At 69.6% G+C, this 15,158-nt stretch carries 15 protein-coding genes; 7 read left to right on the top strand and 8 right to left on the bottom strand.

The window, feature by feature from the left end; all coding sequences use genetic code 11:
• Positions 1-34: 34 nt before the first annotated feature.
• The 4 genes from F787_RS0102060 to F787_RS0102075 are packed head-to-tail and all read right to left on the bottom strand — an operon-like array spanning position 35 to position 3,614.
• Positions 35-1,327, bottom strand: coding sequence for a diguanylate cyclase (locus tag F787_RS0102060; protein ID WP_051245976.1), 1,293 nt, complete (start codon positions 1,325-1,327; stop codon positions 35-37).
• 5 nt (positions 1,328-1,332) lie between these two features.
• Complete coding sequence (locus F787_RS0102065; RefSeq protein WP_018871354.1) at positions 1,333-1,725, bottom strand: CBS domain-containing protein; 393 nt, start codon at positions 1,723-1,725, stop codon at positions 1,333-1,335.
• A 27-nt stretch (positions 1,726-1,752) separates the two neighbouring features.
• A complete protein-coding gene (locus tag F787_RS0102070; protein ID WP_018871355.1) occupies positions 1,753-2,100 on the bottom strand; it encodes a hypothetical protein in 348 nt (115 codons plus the stop codon).
• A complete protein-coding gene (locus F787_RS0102075) occupies positions 2,097-3,614 on the bottom strand; it encodes a DUF1538 domain-containing protein (RefSeq protein WP_028491176.1) in 1,518 nt (505 codons plus the stop codon). Before F787_RS0102075 ends, F787_RS0102070 begins: the two co-directional genes overlap by 4 nt.
• A gap of 106 nt (positions 3,615-3,720) precedes the next feature.
• On the opposite strand from F787_RS0102075, the gene F787_RS0102080 reads away from it, so the two are divergent.
• Complete coding sequence (locus F787_RS0102080) at positions 3,721-4,425, top strand: SDR family NAD(P)-dependent oxidoreductase (RefSeq protein WP_028491177.1); 705 nt, start codon at positions 3,721-3,723, stop codon at positions 4,423-4,425.
• Positions 4,426-4,438: 13 nt separating this feature from the next.
• Here the strand turns inward: F787_RS0102080 and F787_RS0102085 are convergent, their stop codons facing one another.
• The gene (locus F787_RS0102085; RefSeq protein ID WP_028491178.1) at positions 4,439-6,586 is read right to left on the bottom strand and encodes a M1 family metallopeptidase; all 2,148 of its coding nucleotides are present in this window, start codon (positions 6,584-6,586) and stop codon (positions 4,439-4,441) included.
• Entirely contained in the window at positions 6,586-7,650 is a 1,065-nt protein-coding gene (locus F787_RS0102090; protein WP_028491179.1) for a ChaN family lipoprotein, read from the bottom strand. Before F787_RS0102090 ends, F787_RS0102085 begins: the two co-directional genes overlap by 1 nt.
• Before the next feature lie 272 nt (positions 7,651-7,922).
• On the opposite strand from F787_RS0102090, the gene F787_RS0102095 reads away from it, so the two are divergent.
• From F787_RS0102095 to F787_RS0102115, 5 genes are all read left to right on the top strand, one after another.
• Positions 7,923-8,225 carry a nucleotidyltransferase domain-containing protein gene (locus tag F787_RS0102095; protein ID WP_028491180.1) on the top strand — a complete coding sequence of 101 codons (303 nt, stop codon included), beginning with the start codon at positions 7,923-7,925 and terminating at the stop codon, positions 8,223-8,225.
• Between the two features lie 214 nt (positions 8,226-8,439).
• The gene (locus tag F787_RS0102100) at positions 8,440-9,240 is read left to right on the top strand and encodes an FkbM family methyltransferase (RefSeq protein WP_019021018.1); all 801 of its coding nucleotides are present in this window, start codon (positions 8,440-8,442) and stop codon (positions 9,238-9,240) included.
• Positions 9,227-10,039, top strand: coding sequence for a creatininase family protein (locus F787_RS0102105; RefSeq protein WP_028491181.1), 813 nt, complete (start codon positions 9,227-9,229; stop codon positions 10,037-10,039). The genes F787_RS0102100 and F787_RS0102105 overlap by 14 nt, the downstream gene beginning before the upstream one ends.
• 58 nt (positions 10,040-10,097) lie before the next feature.
• A complete protein-coding gene (locus F787_RS0102110) occupies positions 10,098-11,576 on the top strand; it encodes an FAD-linked oxidase C-terminal domain-containing protein (protein WP_028491182.1) in 1,479 nt (492 codons plus the stop codon).
• Between the two features lie 44 nt (positions 11,577-11,620).
• Entirely contained in the window at positions 11,621-12,580 is a 960-nt protein-coding gene (locus tag F787_RS0102115; protein WP_028491183.1) for a GGDEF domain-containing protein, read from the top strand.
• 6 nt (positions 12,581-12,586) lie between these two features.
• Here the strand turns inward: F787_RS0102115 and F787_RS0102120 are convergent, their stop codons facing one another.
• Positions 12,587-13,000: a DUF86 domain-containing protein gene (locus F787_RS0102120; protein ID WP_028491184.1), complete on the bottom strand. Its 414-nt coding sequence runs from the start codon at positions 12,998-13,000 to the stop codon at positions 12,587-12,589.
• Positions 12,985-13,383, bottom strand: coding sequence for a nucleotidyltransferase domain-containing protein (locus F787_RS0102125; protein WP_018871366.1), 399 nt, complete (start codon positions 13,381-13,383; stop codon positions 12,985-12,987). The genes F787_RS0102120 and F787_RS0102125 overlap by 16 nt, the downstream gene beginning before the upstream one ends.
• A 405-nt stretch (positions 13,384-13,788) precedes the next feature.
• Here F787_RS0102125 and F787_RS0102130 point away from each other — a divergent pair, with 405 nt between their 5' ends.
• A complete protein-coding gene (locus tag F787_RS0102130; protein WP_026279629.1) occupies positions 13,789-15,093 on the top strand; it encodes a citrate synthase in 1,305 nt (434 codons plus the stop codon).
• Positions 15,094-15,158 lie beyond the last annotated feature (65 nt).

Genomic DNA, 15,158 nt, shown 5'->3' on the forward strand with positions numbered 1-15,158 from the left:
CCGGGGCACGAGGCCGTTCTGTTAGCAAGGGCCATTACAGGAGGACGACGCGGTCGCGTCCGCCCTCCTTGGCCTGATACATCGCCTGATCGACCCGCCGCGTGATCGCGCGTGGCGTGTCGTTCGGCTGGCGCTCGGTCACCCCGAAGCTGGCGGTCACCGCCGGTGCATCCGGCAGATCCAGCTGCGCGATCGAACGACGCAGTTTCTCCGCCGCCGCGGCGGCACCCTCGCCGTCCGTCTCCGGCAGCACGATCAGGAACTCCTCTCCGCCCCAGCGCCCCAGCAGGTCCTGTTCGCGCAGCTGGGCATCCACCGTGCGGGCCACCGCCTTGAGCACCACATCACCGGCCTCGTGTCCGTGTTTGTCGTTCACCGCCTTGAAGTGGTCGATGTCGAACATGATCACGGCCATCGGCCGCTGATAGCGCTCGCAGCGGTCCATCTCGGCCTCCAGGCGATGGCCCAGGGTCAGACGGTTGGCCAGCCCCGTCAGCCAGTCGGTCTCGGCCAGACGCCGGATCTCGCCCTCCATGTGCACGCGCTCGGTCACATCCTTGCCGAAGGCCACGAAATGCGTGATCTCGCCGCAGTCGTCGCGCACCGGTGTGATGGTCTGCTCCAGGTGAACCTTCTCGCCGTCCGGTCGCCGGTTCACGAACTCGCCGCGGAAGGCCTCGCCCCGGCGCAGCCGTTCCCACATCGTGGTAAAGAACTCGTCGTCGTGCTCCTCGGACTTGAACAGCGCCGGGGTGGCGCCGATCACGCGCTCGGCGTCGAACCCGCTGAGTTCGATGAAGGCCGTGTTGGCGAACACGATCACGCCCTCGGGATCGGTGATCAGCACCGGGTCCCCGGAGGCCTCCAGCGCGGCGGACAGCAGCCGCAACTGCGCCTCGCGGCGCCGGTCCTCGGTCACGTCCCGCTGCACCGACACGTAATGGGTAATGCTCGGGCTGTCTTCCGGCACCCGCACCGGCGAGATGTGCCAGCGCACGCTGTAGGGCTCGCCATCCTTGCGGTAGTTGATGGTCTCGGCGTCGAACCCCTCGCCGCGCTCCAGGGTCATCTTCAGCTCGTCCAGTACCGCGCGCGAGGTCTTCGGCCCCTGCAGGATGCGCGGGGTCAGGCCGAGGACCTCGTCCCGATAATAGCCGGTCATCTGCTCGAAGCCGCGGTTCACGTAGACGATATGCGGACCGTCATCGAGATCCGCGTCGGTGATCAGCACGCTGTGCGCGGTATCCTCGATCGCGGCGTCGAGCAGCTCCAGCCGCGCCAGTCCCTGCGGGATGTCCGGGAGATCCTGGAGGTCGAGGGACGTCACCGCGGTCAGACCTCGTCCAGCATGCCGAGGATCGAGCCCACGATGTCGCTGGTGGTGACGATGCCCTCCAGCTGGTTGCCCTCCAGCACCACCAGGCGACGCACGTCCATGTTGACCATCATCCGCGCCACGTATTTGACGTCCATCTCCGCGGGCACGGTGATCACCGGCTTGGTGGCCACGTCGTACACGTTGGCCAGGTCGATGTCGCCCTCTTCGGCCACGATGGTCTTGAGGATGGTGGTGTAGGTGATGATGCCGTAGGCATCGTGCGGGTGCTGCTTGTCCACCACCAGCGAGCGCACGTTGTTGTCGCGCATCAGCTGCATGGCCTCGCGCAGCGGGGCCAGCGGGGCCACGGTGATGACTTTCTCGGTCAGGATGTCGCGAACCAGCATGAAGTCTCCCTCCGGTCGGAGTTGGGGTCAGATTTCGTCCTTGACCTGTTCCTCGAAGCGGTCGATCTGCCGCCGGTCGATGCCCGCCAGATGCGAGATGTCCGTGATGAAGGCCACCCCGCGCGGGTCTTCGTCCAGCCCCAGCTCGCGGAACAGCGACTTCAGCACCGTCAGCGCGAGGCGCTTCTCCAGAATCCACAGCAACACCGACTGGCTGCCCTCGTAGGTCATGCCGAGAAAGGTCTTGCGCGCCTCCGCGCCGATGCCGCGCGCATCCATGATGGTCACGCCGGCGGCACCGGCCTCGCGCGCCGCATCCACGGCCTTCTGTTCCAGTTCGTCGGGCAGCACCGCCACCAGCGCCGAAAATCTCATGCCTCGTCCCTCCTGTCCTTGCGGACCCAGCGTTCGTAAAGGTCGACCACGATGGCATAGAGCATCACGGTCACGATGGGGAAGATGGACGCGAAGGCGATCAGACCGAAGCCGTCGATCAGCACGTTGCGCCCCTCCAGATGCGTGGCCAGACCGATCCCCAGTGCGGTGACCAGCGGCACGGTGACCTCCGAAGTGGTCACCCCGCCGAGGTCGAACGCCAGCGCCACGATGTCCTTGGGCGCGAGGATGGTCAGCACGATCACCAGCACGTAGCCGGCCATGATGTACAGGTGGATGGAATCCCCGCTGAGGATGCGGTGCACCCCGATGGTGATGCCCACGGCCACGCCCAGCGCCACCAGGATGCGGATCGCGCTGCCCTTCAGCGAGCCCTTGGCCGCCTCCTCCGCCTTCTGGCCGATCGCGATCAGCGCGGGTTCCGCCATGGTGGTCGCAAAGCCGATCGCAAACGCGAACAGGTACACCCACACGAACTGGTCGTTGGCGATCAGCTGCTCCGCCATGCTCTCGCCGATCGGGAACAGCCCCATCTTGAGCCCGACCACGAAGGCATACAGGCCGAACACCACCAGCACGAAGCCGAAGATGACCCGCGGCAGATACGGGATGTGCTTGCGCAGCACGAAGTACTGGAACACCACGATCACGCCGATGATGGGCGCGACGTCGCGCAGCATCAGCAGCAGGTCCATGCCCATGGCCCGCAGCCAGTGGGCCTCGTCGGTGCCCGGGAGATCGGTATCCGCGTCCATGGCCGCATCGTCGCCGGCGCCCGGCGCGGGGCCGTCGATGTCGGCGCCGGCGAACACCACGATGCCGTAGAGCTGCACCGTGATCATCGGCACCATCACCGCCAGCGCCACCAGGCCGAAGCCGTCGCGCAGCGGGTTGCGCCCGGCCAGCGATGCGGCCAGCCCGAGCCCCAGCGCGGCCACCAGCGGCACGGTCACGATGTTGGTGGTGACGCCGCCGGAGTCGTAGGCCAGGCCCACGATCTCCTCGGGCGCGAAGAAGGTGACCAGCACCACCAGTACGTAGCCGGTGAGGATGTACCAGTGCAGCGGGTGGCCGAGCACGGTGCGGAGGATGCCCAGCGCCACCACCGCGCCCACCGACAGCGCCACGATCAGGCGCAGGATGAAGCCCTGGATGTGCCCCTCGGAGATGACCTCGGCCTGTTCCGCCACGGCGATCAGCGCCGGCTCCGCGATCACCGTGGCAAAGCCCAGGGTAAAGCCGAAGGCCATCAGCAGGATCAGCGAGCCGCGCCGCGCCAGCGCGTTGGAGAGGTTCTTGCCGATGGGGAAGATCCCCATCTCCAGCCCCTGCAGGAACAGCGCCACCCCGAAGACCACGATCACCAGACCGATGGCCATGGACAGCACGCCCTCGGGCACCGTCTGCAGCACGAACATCTGGAACACCGCCACCACGATCACGATGGGGGCCAGGTTGCGAGCGGCGTGGCCAAGGGTATGGAGGAAATTCATGCGCGGATTCCCGTCTGCACTCGGCGCAGAGCATACACGACCCGGTCCCGGTACAGGCCATGCAAGGGCGAACGGATCGAATCGCGATGCCTGTGGTCACAGCCACATGGACTCACTCGTACACCCCTTCCGCGCCGTGGTGATCGGCGCCACCGGCGGCCTCGGCCGCGCCTTCGTCACCCATCTGGAGAACGACCCGAACTGCGCGCAGGTCGTGGCGCTGGGCCGCTCCACCGACCCGCCGCTGGAGCTCACCGATGAGGACAGCATCCGCCACGCGGCCGCATGGCTGGCGGATCAGGCCCCCGAGTGGGACCTGATCATCGACGCCACCGGAGTGCTCACCATCGACGGCAACCGGCCGGAAAAGCGCCTGCGCGAGCTGGACCCGGCGGTGATGACGCAGGCCTTCGCGGTCAATGCCATCGGCCCGGCGCTGATCTTCAGGCACTTCGCGGGGCTGCTGCCGAAGGACCGCAAGGCGGTGCTGGCAACGCTGTCGGCGCGCGTGGGCTCCATCGCCGACAACCACTCCGGCGGCTGGCTGAGCTATCGCGCCTCCAAGGCCGCGCTCAACCAGATCGTGCGCACCACGGCGCTGGAACTGCGCTTCAGCCATCGCCGGGCGGTGGTGGCGGCGCTGCAGCCGGGCACGGTGGAGACCCCGCTGTCGGAGCCCTACCGCGCCCGCGCCCCCGAGGTGCTGACGCCGGAACGCGCGACCGGCGCGCTGCTGGAGGTGCTGGACGCCCTCGGTCCCGAGGACTCCGGCGGGCTGTTCGACTTCGAACACCAGCGCCTGCCGTACTGATCGGGCCGGGAGCTCAATCCGCCAGCGCCCGCCAGGGCCCCGGCACCGGCCACAGCCCGCGCGCCACCAGCTCGCCATCGTCCTGCAGCAGATAGCTCTCCTGCGCGCGGTGTCGCAGCGCACCCGCCAGTGCACGCCGCTCACTGGCCGAGTCGGCCGCAATCACGGTGATGCCGGTCTCGGGCACGGTCCAGGCCAGGGCCCCGACATCGGCTGCGGCATCGGGCAGGTCGTCCGTATCCGCGTGCGCCTCCTGCGGGCGCGTCGGCAGTCCGCGGTCGCCCAGCCATTCAGCGACCGCCGCGCGCGAACCCAGCAGCACCCGCGGGGCATCGGTCCCGGCCCCGGCCCCGGCCCCGGAAGCGGAATCAGAATCGGGATCGGGATCGGCATCCGGTTCCGCCGTCTCCGGCACCCGGCCCAGCCACGGGGCCAGTTCCGCCGGGGCAGCGCCGTCCGGGGCGATCACGCGGGTCGCGGGATCCAGCTGCGCCTCGCGCAGGATGCGCGGGTACTCCTCCGCCGCCAGGTGGCGAAACACGCGCCAGTCGGGGTCCACGGCGATGCGCGCGGGCCGCGCGTCGGTGGTCAGTGCCAGCTCCAGATCGGTCGCGGCCTCCTCCAGATCCACCCAGTGCGTCTCCCGGCCCTCATCCTCCGCGAACTCGACCACCAGCGGCACGCGCACCCGCCACGGATGATCGGCATCGGCCTGTTCCAGGCGGCCGGTCACGCGCCAGCGCCCGCCATCGTCACGGGCCTGCACCTCGCGCAGTTCGATGCGCGGCGCGCCGACCCGCCCGACCCACCGCTCGAAGAACGGCTCCAGATCATCGTCCGTCGCCGCGTCCACCGCCGCGATCAGATCCGGCCAGGCGGCTTCGCGATAACGATATTCCGCGTAGAAATCGGCCAGCCCCGCATGCAGCGCCTCCTCGCCGATGCGGTCCTCCAGCATCCGCCACAGCATCGCGCCGCGGTGATAACCGGCGATGCGGTCGGCCCCGGCATTGCCACCGACGAACTCGCCATGCGGGTAATCCTCGTCTTCCGGCAGGGCGGCATAATCACGCAGCCACTGGCCCCGCTCCTCGCGCGCCTCGCCGCGTTCGTCTGCAAACCGGTAATCGGCCATGAAGGTGGTCAGGCCCTCGGTCCAGTTGCCCTGACGGCGATCCGCATACACCCCGGTGCCCCACCAGTTGTGCAACACCTCGTGCCCCAGCGAGGTGTGCGGGATGAACGGCAGCGGGATGACCCGTTCGCCCAGCAGGGTGAATCCGGAGAAGGCCAGCCCCACCGGCGCCGGGCTGGCCGCCACGGTGAAGCTGTCGAAGGCATACGGCCCGATCCGGTCGCTGAAGCGCTCGAGGTATTCCACGGTCTTCTCGCGGTAGGTCGCGCCGAACGCGTCCTCCAGCTCCGCCGGGAACAGGGTGCGCACCTCCACGCCATCGGCGGTCTCGCTGCGCCCCTCCTCCCAGGGGCCGCTGGCCAGCGCCAGCGCGCGGCCGCCGGGATGCTCGAACACCGCCCGGGTCACGCCCTCCGCGTCCGCGTCCCCGGTGGCCGCGTCTTCAGCGGCCTCCTCGCGCCAGGACCCGGAGGCCACGACGCGATGGCCATCGGCCGCAAGCACCTCCAGGCGCACCGGCGCCGGTTCGGCGTCCGGCCGCCGCGGATACCAGTCGGCCCCCGCCGGCAGGAAGCCGCCGGCCGCACCGAGGAATCCGCCCCCGGAGCCGGCGTCCTCCGGGGCCTGCAGCCGGGCACGGTATTCGATGACCAGCGGCCCGCGTGCGACGTCCCCGGCGACATCCCCGTCGCCGCCCCCGTCGCCATCGAGCGTCACCTGCAGGTATCCCGCGTCGCTGTGTTCGTGGTTCAGCGCGTGCCCGCCCCGCTCCACGGCGTCCACCCGCAAACCGCGTGCGAAGCGAAAGCGCAGCTCCCCGTCCGCGTCTTCCAGCATCGCGGCGGGCAGGCTCAGACGCCCCTGCAGCCGCTGCTCGGCGGGGAACAGTTCGATCGTCAGTTCGCGGGCGGGCGGGTCGCCGGCGACGACCGGTGCCGCCCACCCCGCAAGCGGCACGCTCAGCAGGCACGCCAGCGCGGCGGTGCCGGGCCGATTGTGCCCCGGGGTACGCCGCAGGCGGACCATCAGTGACCGTTCCCCGCGGCCGGCCGCGCCCCCGCGCTCTCCTGCCAGGGGAAACGCGCGATCACCTCCTCGCGCCCGCCGTTGCGTTCCAGCACCAGCGGCAACCAGGTGCCCGGCGTCACCCCCTGCACGATGCGCTGCAGATCGGCCGGCGTCTCCACCGCGCGGCCACCGGCCTCCACCAGACGGTCGCCGCTCTCGATGCCGGCGGCGCCGGCCACCGAATCGGGCATCACGCCGCGGATCTCCACCCCTTCGCCCTCTTCGGGGCGCTGCATTTGCACCCCCAGGATCGGGGTCAGCGGCTGGAAGCGCTCGCCGCCCTGCACGCCGAACACCGCCCGCGCCAGCTCCGGGTCCTGCCCCGTACACGCCCCGTCGGGCTCGCGCGGCAGCAGCACCGGGGCGTTGTCCACGCCCAGGTCCGCCAGCTGATGCGGCACGCCGTAGCCGTATTCCAGATGCCCGGAACCGATGATCCCGACCACCAGAGGCGGCTCGTCACCGCCCGCCTCGATCACGTCGGCGATGGCCGCGGCCATCATCCGGTCCCAGGCCAGCTGGGTGCCGATGAACGCATCACTGTCACCCGGCGCGGCCGGATGGCGCGCCAGCACCTCCTCCAGGTATTCGCGATAGGCCTCGGCGGGTTCGGCCGGGGCAGAGACCCCGTCGCGCTCGTCGGCGGGCACGCTGTCCCAGCCCTCGTGGCCCAGGCGACGCACCAGGTCGCGCTCGGCGTTCAGCGCCACCAGCGGGACGTTGTGCACCCGCGCGAAATGCAGGATCGGCCAGTACAGCCGCGGGTTGAAACCCCAGTGCTCGTACCAGTCGCTTTCCTGCAGGAACTGTTCCTCGTCCAGTTCACCCGCCACCCAGTCATCCAGCACCGGCTGCGCCGAGCGCGGCAGCATCTCCAGACCGATCACCATATCCGGGCGCTGACCGTGCAGCGCCGCCAGGGTCCCGACCTGCCAGCGATGGTGGTCCATGCGGTTGTGGGTCTCGCCCAGCAGCACCGCATCGGCGCCGGCCAGTTCGGCAAACAGCTCCGCGGCATCCACGTCCTCGCCCTCCGGCGTGGCCCACTGTCCGGGCTGCACACAATCCGCGCCCGACGGCACATCTGCATGGGGTGCAGAGGCCCCCAGAGCGAACACGGTGGCCGTCAGGGCCAGCAACGACGGCGCCACGAGGGTCCGCCACTCACACTTCGGAAACAGCCTCATCAAGCTTCTCCAGGCAGAATACGCAATGTCCATTGGGACCGGCCCCGCACCCGAGCGTTCCGGCCCGCGCTCGGCCTACAATCCCATCCGGGACCCGGAGGACCACGATGCGATTGAGCGAAGACCAGCGTAAAACGATCCACCACACCGCCCGCGAACTGTTCGGGGACTGTACCGTTTATCTGTTCGGATCGCGCGTCGACGATGCGGCCCGCGGTGGCGATATCGACCTGCTGGTGGAAACGCCCCGCCCGGTGGAAAACCGGGCGGCGATGGCGGCCCGCTACACGGCTCGCCTGCAAAGGGCGCTCGGCGATCAGCACATCGACGTCCTCATCGTCGATCCCAATACCCGGCACCAGCCCATCCACGACCGTGCGCGCGAACAGGGGGTTGTTCTGTGGCACTGAACCCGGATCCGGGAGGAGTTCGCCGAGGCACTGCAGCAGGCGCTCGAACTCGTGGCCCTGCTGGAACAAACGCGCGACCGCCTGGAACGGGCTGCACAGGATCTGCTGCCGAACCCTCCCGACCCAGCCGCTGCGCGTCCGTAAGAGCCTGCTTGCAGGCGAACAGGGCCGGACGGGCGTGCACATGGATCCGCGTTTCCCTAAGCTGGGAAGCATGGACGCGCCCCCGAATCCCGACCCGTCTCCGGCCGCTCGCGAGCGGCTGAACGCCACCCTCGGCCTGCTGCGCTCGCTGGCGATCTACCGGCGCCCCGGGCGCCAGCGGGCCCTGCGCCGGCTGTACCGTCCGTTCATCGGGCGCGACGACCGGGTGTTCGACATCGGCGCCCATCTGGGGGATCGCACGCTGGCCTTCTCCCGCCTCGGCGGCCACGTGATCGCGGTGGAGCCACAGCCTGCCCTGCGCCGCTGGCTCGAGCGCGGGCCCGGCCGGCGGCGCAACGTAACCGTGCGCGGCGAGGCGGTGGGCGCCGAACCCGGCACGGCCGACCTGTACATCAGCCACCGGACCCCCACGGTCTCCACGCTGTCTCCGCGCTGGACCGACGAGCTGCCGCGGCGCAACGACGGCTTCCGCCGCGTGCGCTGGGAAGATCATGTGCAGGTGCCGGTCATCACCCTCGACGACCTGATCGCCGAATACGGCATGCCGGCGTTCTGCAAGATCGACGCCGAAGGTTATGAAGTCGAGGTGCTGGCCGGGCTGTCACAGCCGATCCCGGCGCTGTCGCTGGAGTTCGTCGCCGGCGCGCTGGACATCGCAATCGCCGGCATGGAACGCCTGGCCGAGCTGGGCGACTACGAATTCAACGTGATCGCCGGCGAGCAGCGCGAGTACCGCTTCGCCCGCTGGCAGGACCGGGGCCGGGTGCGGCTGTGGCTGGAGGCCCACGCCGCGGATTACGGCTCCGGCGATCTCTACGCCCGCCTGCGCATGCCGCATGCCCGATCCTGACGCACCCCGCCCCCTGCCCCGCTGGCAGGACCTGACCACCGCCGAGGCCGCCGAACTGGCCGGCCGCGACCCGGTCGCCGTGCTGCCGCTGGCGGCCATCGAACAGCACGGGCCGCATCTGCCGCTGGACACCGACCTGCGCATCGGCGAGGGCCTGCTGCAGGCGGCGTGGGCGCAGCTTCCCGCGGATTTCCCCCTGCTGGCCCTGCCGCCACTGACGATCCTGGCCAGCCCCGAACACGCCCGCTTCGCCGGCACCCTCAGCCTGACACCGGAGACCGCCATCCGCGTGCTGGTGGAAACCGGCCGGGCCGTGGCCGGCGCCGGCGTGCGCCGCCTGGTGCTGCACAACAGTCACGGCGGCAACCGGGCGGTGGCCGACACCGCAGCGCTGGAACTGCGCCGCCGCCACCGCATGCTGATCGTGCGGCATCATTACTTTCTCCAGGATCCGCCGGCGCAGGCCGGCATCCCGGCCGCCGAACAACGCCATGGCCTGCACGGCGGGCGCATCGAGACGGCGATGATGCGCCATCTGGCGCCCGCCAGCGTGCACGACGCCGAGGCGCGCCACGCGGGCTCGCTGGGCGAGGAGCTGGAGGCCTCGCTGGAGGTCCTGCGCCCGGAGGGCCCGGCCGGATTCGCCTGGCTGGCCGGCGACCTCAACCCCGCCGGCACCACCGGGAATGCGGCAGCGGCCACCGCCGCCGAGGGCGCGGCCCTGGTGGACCACTACGCCACCCACCTGGCCGCCGCCCTGCGCGACGCCCGCGCCTTCCCCCTGGACCGGCTCGCGTGAGCCCTCCGGAAACTGCGGAATTGTCCCGGCCGGCGGGCAACGGTCTACCATCGCGGGCATGAGTGCCGTAACGCCCCCGCAGGCCGGTCTGGCCGCCGTGATCGCGACCCTGCGCGAGCAGCTGCCGCCAGAGGCCCTGATCGTCGAGGAAAGCGAGCGCCGTGCCTACGAATGCGACGGCCTCTCGGCCTTTCGCGAGGTTCCCGGCGCGGTCGCCCTGCCCGCCAGCATGGAACAACTCCAGCTGTGCCTGAAGGCCTGTCGCGAGCACGGCGTGCCGGTGGTGCCGCGCGGTGCGGGCACCGGGCTGTCCGGGGGCGCGCTGCCCAGCGCCGAGGGCCTGCTGCTGTCGATGGCGCGCTTCAACCGCATCCTCGAGATCGACGCCGACAACCGCTGCGCGGTGGTCCAGCCGGGCGTGCGCAACCTCGCGATCTCCGAGGCCGCGGCACCTGCCGGGCTGTACTACGCCCCCGACCCCTCGTCGCAGATCGCCTGCTCCATCGGCGGCAACGTAGCCGAAAACGCCGGCGGCGTGCACTGCCTGAAATACGGCCTCACGGTCCACAACGTGACCGGGCTGGAGTTCGTGACCCTGGACGGCGAGGTCATCCGTGTCGGCGGCAAGACCCTGGACACCGAGGGCCTGGACCTGCTGGCCTTCCTGATCGGCTCGGAGGGCATGCTGGGGATCGTCACCGAGGTCACCGTGCGCCTGTTGCCACGCCCCGAACGCACCCAGGTGCTGATGGCGAGCTTTGACGACGTGGAGACCGCCGGCACCGCGGTGGCCGGCATCATCGCCGCCGGACTGATCCCCGCGGGTCTGGAGATGATGGACAACGCCGCGATCCGCGCGGCCGAGGACTTCGTCCATGCCGGCTATCCGGTGGATGCCGCGGCCATCCTGCTGTGCGAGCTGGACGGCAGCAACAGCGAGGTCTCCGAAAGCGTGATGTTCGTGCGCGAGAAGCTGCTGGGGCTGGGCGCGACCGAGGTCCGCACCGCGCAGGACGATGCCGAGCGCGCGCGCTTCTGGGCCGGGCGCAAGGCCGCCTTCCCCGCGGCCGGCCGCATCTCGCCCGACTACTACTGCATGGACGGCACCATCCCGCGCCACCAGCTCGGGTACGTGCTCGAACGCATCGATGCGCTCTCCGCCGAACACGGCCTGGGCGTGTGCAACGTGTTCCACGCCGGCGACGGCAACCTGCACCCGCTGATCCTCTACGACGCCAGCCAGCCGGGCCAGATCGAGACCGCCGAGGCCTTCGGCGAGGCGATCCTGGAGCTGTGCGTGGCCGTGGGCGGCACGGTCACCGGCGAGCACGGCGTGGGCGTGGAAAAGCTGGACGGCATGTGCGTGCAGTTCGCCTCCGCCGAGCTGGAGCAGTTCCATGCCCTGCGCCGCGCATTCGACCCCCACGGTCTGCTGAACCCCGGCAAGGCGGTGCCCACGCTGGCACGCTGCGCCGAATTCGGCCGCCAGCACGTGCGCTCGGCGCAACCACCGCACCCGGACCTGCCCCGGTTCTGATCATCACGGCCGATCCCCCCGACAACCCGACCCGGAATCCGCGCATGGAAGCCCCGAATCCCCGCCCGCCGCAGCACGCCGAGCCCGGCACCGACGCCTTCTCCGGCGCCGTCCGTTCGCTGATGGACGCGCTGTACGCCATAGCCCCGCTGGACACCTGGCTGCTGACCCGGGTCGAAGGACGCGACTGGATCATCCTGCACGCCCTGGACCAGGGCGACACGATCGCCCCGGGCGTCGTCCTCGACTGGCACGGCTCCTGCTGCATCCACATGGCCTGTGGCGACGCCCCGTCCATCGCCCCGGATACGAGCGGGATCCCGGTCTATCGCGACGCGCCGGTGAACCACCAGCTCCCGGTGGGCGCCTATGTCGGTTTTCCGCTGCACGACCGCGACGGGAACCTGTTCGGCACCCTGTGCGGCGTGCACCCCGAGCCCGTGGACCCGCAGCTCCACGACCGCTACACCGCCCTGGAGGCCCTGGCCGACACCGCAGGCCACCTGCTGGCCCTGCAGCGCGAAAACGACATCCTCGACCGCGAACGCCAGGCCACGGCCCTGCTGCCCGGCTCCGATCCGGTGAGCGGCACCCTGAACCGACGCGGCTGGGACATGGCCCTGGAAGGCGAGGAAGAACGCTGCCAGCGCAACGGGCAGCCCTGCGCGGTGGTCCTCGCGGAGGTCACCGATCTGGAGGCCATCAACCGGGAGGCGGGCATCGGCCAGGGCGACCGGCTGCTGGCCGAGCTCGGGCCGATCCTGCAGGGCCTGCTGCTCCCCGGCGACCGTGTGGCGCGTATCGCCGGCAACCGGTTCGGCCTGCTGCTGGTGGACACCGGCCCCGACGCCCTGGAACGTCGCCACGCCGAGATCCGCACGGCCCTGCGGGACCATCACCCCGCGATCGAAACCGGCCGCGCCCTGCGCCACCCGGGCGAGGGTCTGCAGCGCACTCCCCACCTCGCCGAACGCGACCTCCTGCGCCAGCGCCACACCCGCTGAACCGGCTCAGTCCAGCCGCGTCAGCACCGCGCGCGCAAAATCGCGGAAATCATCGAGATGGCGGGAGCAGACAGCATGCACGATGTCCCAATTGATCCGCTCGTAGTTGTGCACGGCAATGTTGCGGAAGCCGACCGCCTTTCGCAGCCGTTCGGCCAGCGCCGCGTCGATGACCCCGGCCTCCGCCAGCCGCTCGAAGGTCTCCCCCATGGTGTCCGGCGGAGGATAGGCACTGGATATGAGCAGGTGGGCGCCCACATCGACGCATTGCTGGACAGCGCGCGCCAGATTCAGGGCGATGATGTCCTGGGCATCCGGATCGGACGCCAGTTCATCGGGATTGCCCGGGCAACGCCGGGCCACGCGCTCGACGCAGTAGCGCAGGGTCTCGATCTTCTGTTCGATCACCCGTTGATCCATGCATCCCTCCGCGCGGCGAGGATGCGATCACGATATGGCAGGAAATCGGCCTGATCGAAGAGATGGCGGGTCAGGAAGCGGGCCTGGGCCTCGTCACTGCCCCACAGGCGCACCCCGGTGGTCATGATCTGCCCGAGCAGCGGCTCGCCGGCGCGGGTGAGATCGACAAGGTCGACGGGGCGACCGGCGGCCAGGGCCAGCTCGTCGATGAGCCGGATGCGGGCTTCCACGTCCAGCGGGGCACCGGCGCTTACGGCAATGTCGAGATCGCTGTCGGCGGTCGCGGTGCCGCGGGCCAGCGAGCCGAACAGCATCACCAGCTCCAGCTCGGGGTGGGTCTGCAGCACGCCCTGCAGGCGCTGGTGTTCGGCATCTCGTTCCATGTCCCGGATTCTAGGGAAACGCTGAACCATGTGCACGCTCGCGCTCGAGTCGCTTTTGCGTGCGAACAAGGCGCGGCGACCGCCGTGCAGTCATTCTGCACAAGGGAGCCGCAACGCCGTGCGCGCGCAAAAGCGGCCGAGCCCCTTCGGGGTTGGCGCCCCGGGTTCCCCGATCCTGCGTTGCGCCGCTTGCGGGTAGAACCACTACCCGCTGCGCGACGCGCCTTGTCTCGGAAAACCCGGGGTGCCAACGCGAGCGTGCACATGGTTCAGCGTTTCCCTAGGAAACGCTGAACCATGTGCACGCTCGCGCTCGAGTCGCTTTCATGTGCGGCTGTGGCCGCGGAACGATTGGTTTACCATTCGGGTCTGGTCGCCATCATCGATTCCACGCGAGGCCGTTCCATGAGCAAGACCGTCACGCTGACCGACAACTCCACCGGCAAGAGCATCGAGCTGCCGCTACAGGAGGGTTCGCACGGGCCCAACTGCATCGACATCCGCGCGCTGTACAAGGAGCTCGGCTACTTCACCTACGATCCGGGGTTCATGTCGACCGCCAGCTGCCGCTCGGACGTCACGTTCATCGACGGCGACGAAGGTACCCTGCTGTATCGCGGCTACCCCATCGAGCAACTCGCCTCCGAGAGCACCTATCTGGAGGTCTGCTACCTGCTGCTCAACGGCGACCTGCCGTCCTCCGACGAGCTGCACGACTTCTCGCGCATCATCAAGGAGCACTCGATGCTGCACGAGGCGGTGCGCCGCTTCTTCGACGGCTTCCGCCACGACGCGCACCCGATGGCGATCATGGTGGGCGTGGTCGGGGCGCTGTCGGCCTTCTACCACGACAACGTGGACGTGCATAACCCGGAACACCGGCGCATCGCCGCGCACCGGCTGATCTCCAAGATGCCGACCATCGCCGCCTGGTCGTACAAGTACGCCAACGGCCAGCCGTTCATGTACCCGGACAACAACCTGTCCTACACCGCCAACTTCCTGTCGATGATGTTCGGCGTGCCCAGCGAGCCCTACCAGCCGAACCCGGTGTTCGTGCGCGCGCTGGACCTGATCCTGATCCTGCACGCCGACCACGAGCAGAACGCCTCGACCTCCACCGTGCGCCTGTCCGGCTCCTCCGAGGCCAACCCGTTCGCCGCGATCTCCGCCGGCATCGCCTCGCTGTGGGGTCCGCTGCACGGCGGCGCGAACGAGAAGGTCATCCGCATGCTCGAGGAGATCGTGCACAGCGGAAAGAGCGTCGAGGAGTTCGTCGCCCGGGCCAAGGACAAGAACGACTCCTTCCGCCTGATGGGCTTCGGCCACCGGGTGTACAAGAACTACGACCCGCGCGCGAAGATCATCCGCAAGATGTGCCACGAACTGCTGGAAGAGATGGGCGACATGGGCGCCGACAACCAGCCGCTGTTCGACGTGGCCATGGAACTCGAACGCATCGCGATGGAGGACGATTACTTCATCGAGCGCAAGCTCTACCCCAACGTCGACTTCTACTCCGGCATCATCCTGCGCGCGATGGGCATCCCGCTGAACATGTTCACCGTAATCTTCGCCCTGGCCCGCACGGTCGGCTGGATCTCGCACTGGAACGAGATGATGCAGGACCCCGAATCGCGCATCGGGCGCCCGCGTCAGCTATATACGGGGTATCCCGAGCGCTCGTACGTGCCGATCGAGGAGCGCTGAGTCCGTTCGCGCGCGCCGGAGCACCGGGCCACGCCGGGTGCCTCCCTTGTGGACGCCCGGCGACG

The organism is Thioalkalivibrio sp. ALE19 (assembly GCF_000428605.1).
In the GTDB taxonomy this organism is placed as follows: Bacteria; Pseudomonadota; Gammaproteobacteria; order Ectothiorhodospirales; family Ectothiorhodospiraceae; genus Thioalkalivibrio.